This is a genomic window from Burkholderia sp. Tr-20390 (genome assembly GCF_017104595.1).
Classification (GTDB): domain Bacteria; phylum Pseudomonadota; class Gammaproteobacteria; order Burkholderiales; family Burkholderiaceae; genus Burkholderia.
Genome location: NZ_JAAGPC010000312.1, coordinates 1 through 5,744, shown reverse-complemented (window position 1 = coordinate 5,744; position 5,744 = coordinate 1). Strand labels below are relative to the sequence as shown.

Annotated in this window: 1 protein-coding gene and 1 pseudogene; both read left to right on the top strand. The window is 71.7% G+C overall.

All coding sequences use genetic code 11. The features are described from left to right. Positions 1-1,881, top strand: a pseudogene (locus tag G3N98_RS37975) (exodeoxyribonuclease V subunit gamma); the annotation flags it as partial. Beyond that, complete coding sequence (gene recB, locus G3N98_RS37970; RefSeq protein ID WP_206150999.1) at positions 1,878-5,588, top strand: exodeoxyribonuclease V subunit beta; 3,711 nt, start codon at positions 1,878-1,880, stop codon at positions 5,586-5,588. The pseudogene G3N98_RS37975 and the gene recB, both read left to right, overlap by 4 nt. The last annotated feature ends 156 nt before the right edge of the window (positions 5,589-5,744 follow it).

The following is a 5,744-nucleotide window of genomic DNA, read 5'->3' as shown; positions in this document are numbered from 1 at the left end:
AGCGACGATGCAGCCGTGCCGTCGCCGCGCCATACGTTCTCCGATGCGCTCGCGCGGCTCTTTCTCGGTTATGCGATGCCGGAAGGCGCGGCGCCGGTCGGCGCGTGGCTGCCGATCGAGGCGGCCACCGGCAGCGAGGCCGAACTGCTCGGCCGGCTCGCGCGCTTCACCGACGATCTCGACGGCTTCTCGCGGCGGCTGGCCGAATCGCATACGCCGCAAGGCTGGAGCGAGCTGTTCGCCGATACGCTCGCGCGGTTCTTCGATTCGGGCGCCGCGTATGCGGACGCGCTCGCGGGCGTGCGCGACGCGCTCGACGCGATGCTGGCCGCGATGACGGAGGGCGCGCCCGACGAAGCGTTGCCGGCGGCCGTCGTCCGGGCGGGGCTGGCCGCCGCGCTCGACGATCCGGCGCGCGGCGGCGTGCCGTGGGGCGGCGTCACGTTCTCGTCGCTGACGAGCCTGCGCGGCCTGCCGTATCGCGTCGTCTGCCTGCTCGGGATGGACGATGGCGTGCTGCCGAGCCTCGCGCGCGCCGACGAATTCGACCTGATGGCCGTGTTGCCGAAGCTGGGCGACCGCCAGCGCCGCGACGACGAGCGCAACCTGTTTCTCGACCTGCTGCTTGCCACGCGCGACCGGCTGATGATTGCCTACACGGGCCGCAGCATTCGCGACAACGCGCCGTTGCCGCCCGCGGCACTCGTCGACGAACTGCTCGACCATCTCGCGCTCGTCACGGCCGGGCCCGACGCGGCGCCGGACGCGGTCGATGCCGCGCGGCGTGCATTCGTCGTCGAGCATCCGCTGCAACCGTTCGCGGCCGCCTATTTCCAGCCCGGCAGCGAACTCGTTTCCTTCGACGCCGAGCGTGCGACGCTCGCGACGCTGCTGGCCGCCGAGGCGTCGCGCGACGGGCCGCGCGAGCTGCCGTTCTTCGCGCAGCCGCTGCCGGCCGAACCGGTCGAGCCTGTCGCATTCAGCGAATTCGAACGCTTCTGGCGCCATCCCGCGCGTGCGCTGCTGCGCGCGCGGCTCGGCATCGTGCTCGCCGACGCGCAGGCCGAACTGCTCGACACCGAGCCGTTCGCGCTCGACTTCGCCGGCAGCGATGCACTCGCCGAGCGCGTGCTGCCGTTGCTGATCGAGTCGGACGAGGGCGGCGTGCACGATCACGCGCTGCGCATTGCGGACGCGAGCCCCGAACTGCCGGGCGGCGCGACCGGCGCCGTGTGGCGCGACCAGGCGCTCGGCTCGATGACGCAACTTGCGTCGAACGTGCGCCGCGCGCTGGCCGACGGGATGGAGCGGCGGCCGTTCACGCTCACCGTCGTGCCGGCCTGGCCGGACACCGAACAGGCGCTGTTCGGCGCCGACGACGCGCAGCTGTCGGGCGACGCGGTGAGCGCGCCGCTCGACCTGCACGGCACGCTGAACCGGCTCACGCCGGCCGGGCAGATCATCTATCGCTATGCACGGCCGAGTGCGCGCGACTACCTGTCCGCGTGGCTCGCGCATCTCGTCTACTGCGCGGTGGAGCCCGGTGGCCCGCGCCGCACGCTGTGGTTCGGCAGCGGCGGTGCATTCGAGCTGACACCCGTCGCGGCGCCGCTCGAGCAGCTCGCGCCGCTGGCCGCGCTGTTTCGCGCGGGGCGGCGCATGCCGCTGCGGTTTTTCCCGCGCAGCGCGTGGGCGAGGGTGTCCGACGGCGACGCGAAGGCCGCGAGCGTCTGGATCAACGAACGGGTCGTGAGCGAAGCCGACGATCCTGCCATCGCGATCGCGTGGCGCGGCGCACATGCATCGCTCGACGAGCCGTTCGGCACGCTCGCGCGGCTCGTGTTCGATCCGCTCGTCGCACATCTGAAGGAGGTCGCATGAGCGCCGTGTCGCAGCCGCAGCAGGCGCTCGAACTCGACGTTTTCGCGTGCCCGCTCGACGGTGTCAACCAGATCGAGGCGTCGGCCGGCACCGGCAAGACCTGGAACATCTGCGCACTGTATGTGCGCCTGCTGCTGGAGAAGGATCTCGGTGCGGATGAAATCCTCGTCGTGACCTTCACGAAAGCGGCGACCGCCGAGCTGCACGAACGGATTCGCGGTCGCCTCGCGCAGCTCGCGCACGCGCTCGACACGGGTGACGACGGCGGCGATCCGTTCATCGAGCGTCTGCTGGAAACCACGCTCGGCGAAGACGGCGCGCTCGATCCCGAAACGGCCGCGAAGCGGATCCGGCGTGCGCTGCGCGCGTTCGATCAGGCCGCGATCCATACGATCCATGCGTTCTGCCAGCGCGCACTGCAGGAAGCGCCGTTCGCGGCGGCGATGCCGTTCGCATTCGACATGGAGGCCGACGATGCGTCGCTGCGCTTCGAACTGGCAGCGGATTTCTGGCGCACACGCGTTGAGCCGGCAGCCGCGCGCTGGCCGGGCTTCGCGATCTGGCTCGTCGAATCGGGCGCCGGCCCGGCCGCGCTCGATGCGCAGCTCGCGCGCCGGCTGAAGAAGCCGCTTGCCGCGCTGCGCTGGGACGGTGTGACCGAGCCGGACGAATCGGCCGAGGCGGCGGCCGCCGAATGCTTCGCCGAGGCCGAGCGGATGTGGGCGGCTGAACGCGAAGCAATCGATACGTTACTGCGCACCGCGCAACCCGCGCTCAACCAGCGCTCGCACAAACCCGAGGCCGTGGCCGATGCGCTGGCCGCATGGGCCGCGCATTTCGCGCAGGGCGACGCGACGGCTGCGCTGCCGAAGGCCGCGCTGAAGCTCACGCGCACCGCGCTCGTGAAGGCGACGAAAAAAGGCGGCGCGACGCCCGAACACGCGTTCTTCGACGTGGCCGACGCGCTCGAAGCGGCCGTGGCGGCGGCCGAGGCCGCGCAGCGCGCGCGCTGGCTCGCGCTGATCGCCGAATGGCTCGACATGGCGCCGGGCGAGCTGGCCGAGCGCAAGCGCACGCGGCGCGTCGTCTCGTTCGACGATCTGCTCGCGAACCTGTACCACGCGCTGCATGCGCATCCGTGGCTCGCCGAGACACTGCGCGCGCGCTATCCGGCCGCGCTGATCGACGAGTTCCAGGATACCGACCCGCTGCAGTTCGCGATCTTCGACCGGATCTTCGCGCCGGGCGGCCCGCTGTTCCTGGTCGGCGATCCGAAGCAGGCGATCTACAGCTTCCGCGCGGCCGATCTGCATACCTATCTCGCCGCGCGCGCACGGGCGAGCGCGTGCTACACGCTCGCGGTCAACCAGCGGTCGACGCCCGCGATCGTCGATGCATGCAACCGCTTTTTCATGTCGAATCCGCGCGCGTTCGTGCTCGACGGGCTCGACTACTACGCGGTGCGCGCCGGCACGCGCGTGCGCGCGCCGTTCGTCGACGCAACCGATCCGGGCCCGGCGGGCGACTTCCGGGTGTGGGCGTTGCCAGGCGGCGAAGGCACGTTGCTCAAGCGTGATGCACAGGCACAGGCCGCTCAGGCCTGCGCCGCCGAGATCGCACGGCTGATGCGCGGCGCGCGCGAAGGGCGCGTGCGGCTCGGCGAGACACCGCTGTCGCCGGGCGACATCGCGGTACTCGTGCAGACGCACCGACAGGGCAGTCTCGTGAAGCGCGTGCTGGCCACGTGGGGCATCGGCAGCGTCGAACTGGCGCAGGCTTCGGTGTTCTCGACCGGCGACGCCGAGCAGCTCGAGCGCGTGCTGGCGGCGATCGATGCACCGGGCGACCTGCGGCGCCTGCGCGCGGCGCTCGCATCCGACTGGTTCGGCCTCGATGCCGGTGCGCTGTGGCGGATGGAGCAGGGCGACGGCGACGCGCAACGGGAAGCCTCGGCGGCGGACAGCGCCGACGCGATGAGCTGGGTCGAGCGCTTCTCGCGGTATCGGCTGTTGTGGCGCGAACGCGGCTTCGCGGTGATGTGGCGCACGTTCACGCGGGAGCTGCGGATTGCCGAGCGCCTGATGGCCGGCGCGGACGGCGAGCGCCGCGTGACCGACATCAACCATCTGGCCGAACTGACGCAGGCACGCGCGTCCGCGCAGCCGGGCATCGCGCCGACGCTGCGCTGGCTCGCCGCGCAACGGCTCGACGGCGGCGGCGAGGAAGCGCAGCTGCGGCTCGAATCCGATCGCAACCTCGTGCAGATCGTCACCGTGCACAAGTCGAAAGGCCTCGAATACGCGATCGTGTTCTGTCCGTTCCTGAACGACGGCGGGTTGCGCGAGCCGCCCGCGTCCGCATTGCCCGATGCGCGCGAGTATCACGACGAGGCGGGCGACGCGGTGCTGCATTACGGGTGCGACGACGAGGCAGCCGAGCATGCGGCGCGGCAGGCGCTGCGCGAGCAGGCGGCGGAACGCGCGCGGCTCGTCTACGTGGCGCTCACGCGCGCGGTCTATCGCTGCTACGTCGTCGCCGGGCCGTACCTGTCGTCGCGCTCGACGCGTGAATCGCGGCGCAGCGTGCTCAACTGGCTCGTCGCGGGTGCCGGCCAGTCATTCGATGCGTGGCTCGACGAGCCGCCCGACGAGGCCGCGCTCGATGCGGCGTGGCAGGCGCTCGCGGGTGGCCCCGTGAGCGTCGCGCCGCTACCGGCGCCCGTGCGACCCGAGCGCCTCGCGGCGGGGCACGACGCATCGCAGACGCTCGCGGCGCGCCATGCGACGCGCGTGCTGCGCGATGCGTGGCGGATGGCCAGCTTCAGTTCGCTGACCGCGTCGATGGCGCGCGAGGAGGCGGGCGTCGCGGCCGTGCCCGATGACGAGCTGCGGCCCGATCACGACGCACTGGCCGCGGTGGCGCCGGATGGCGAATGGCTCTTGGCCGATCCGGTTGCGCCCGAGCCGCCGGACGACGATATCCTCGTGTTCCCGCGCGGCGCGGCGGCCGGCGAGTGCCTGCACCGCCTGTTCGAACTCAGCCGCTTCACCGAGCCCGAGTCGTGGCCCAGGGCCGCGCTCGGCGCGCTGCACGACCGGCCGGTCGAGGCCGTGCCCGAGCTGGCAACGCGCCTGCCGGCGATGATGGTGCAGCTGGTCGACGATGTCGTGCACACCGAGCTCGTGCCGGGCATGCGGCTCGCCGATCTCGACCCCGCGAAGCGGCTCGACGAAATGGGTTTCCTGTTCCCGGCGCCCGCGCTCGACCTGATGGCGCTGCGCCGGCTGCTGGTCGCGCACGGCTACCCGGACGTTGCACTGGAGGCGGGCATGCTCGCCGGTTTCATCAAGGGTTTCATCGACATGATCGTCGAACACGACGGCCGCTTCTGGATCGTCGACTGGAAGTCGAACCATCTCGGCACGACGCCGGACGCCTATGGCCCGCGCGCGCTCGACGTCGCGATGGCCGATCACGCGTATCACCTGCAGGCGCTGCTCTATACGGTCGCACTGCACCGCTATCTGCGCGGTCGGCTGCCCGACTACGACTACGACACGCATATCGCGGGCTACCTGTACCTGTTCGTGCGCGGTGTACGGCCCGGCTGGCGCAGCGGCGGCGAGCCGGCCGGCGTGCATGCGCGGCGGCCCGAGCGCGCGCTCGTCGACGCGCTCGACCGGATGATGGAAGGGGGCCGCGCATGAACGTGAACGCGCAGGACGACACGCTCGAATTTACCGGCGGCCTCGTCGCGCGGCTGCCCGAACCCGCTGATTTCGGCATCGCGCTCGCGGAAGGGGTTGCGCGCCGCATCGGCGATCTGGCTCGTCGCGCCGGGTCGCCGGCCGCGGCCGCGCGCA